Annotated in this window: 1 protein-coding gene; it reads right to left on the minus strand. The window is 45.6% G+C overall.

What is annotated here, in order from left to right; all coding sequences use genetic code 11:
* The coding region (locus R7O13_RS24870) for an AMP-binding protein (protein ID WP_318304940.1) at positions 1 to 843 on the minus strand (843 nt) is incomplete at its 3' end.
* Positions 844 to 961 lie beyond the last annotated feature (118 nt).

Below are 961 nucleotides of genomic sequence, written 5' to 3' on the forward strand. Positions count from 1 at the left end.
CGAAATATCGCAATTATGTTCAACATGCAGCAAACCAATGTACATCGTAGGGACACCGGCAAAGAGTGTCACTCGATGCTTTTCGATCAGCTCCAACACATGTTTCGGATCAAATCGAGGTACTAAAACCAAAGTTGCACCGCTTTGCACGCTAGCATTGAGATGCACGGTTTGACCGAATGTATGAAACAGTGGCAACGTTACTAGATGAACATCATCAGCCTGACTCGCCATGATGTTCTGAGCCACAAGCGCATTCATTACGATGTTTTGCTGTGTGAGCTCTGCTCCTTTGGGCAGTCCCGTTGTGCCTGATGTATACAAAATCACACAAGTGTCATCCGCATCGCGAGCTACGTAATCCGCCAAAGGTTCGATATCTTCTATAAAAGACGTCAGTGTCGGTAAACCTTGGTACTCTTTTTGCGTTTGATCTTGCGTCATTACGATCATCGTTTCACACGCATCCACCTCTTTAAACGCTTTCATGCCTTCTTTCGCCATTGGCAGTTCGGGCGTTCCTTCAAAACAGAAGTAAAACTTCGCTTTCGAATCTTCTAGGTGGTATTTGATTTCTCTAGATTTGAGCAACACGTTCAGCGGAACGGTAACGGCACCCGCCTTCTGAACCGCAAAATAAACGAAAGGAAAGAAAGGCAAATTCGGGCACGATAGCGCCACTCGGTCTCCCGGTTTGACGCCCGCTTTAATCATCGAAGTCGCGATCTTACCCGCAATCGCGTCAAATTCTGCGTATGTGAATTTTTTATCACCACATATCAAGGCCGTTTTATTCGGTTTACTTGCAGCATTTCTCTGCAAGGCAGCAGCAAGGTTCGTCATAATGGCTTACCCTCTAAAACTTTGTCATTTTCATTGTTGTTCGTGAATTCCTTTAAGAGAGTCACGCATCATGGGCGACTAGGAGGCTTGGAAAAGCCATACCGCCTTTTGTTAACAT

It is taken from the genome of Vibrio sp. Y176, assembly GCF_033438945.1.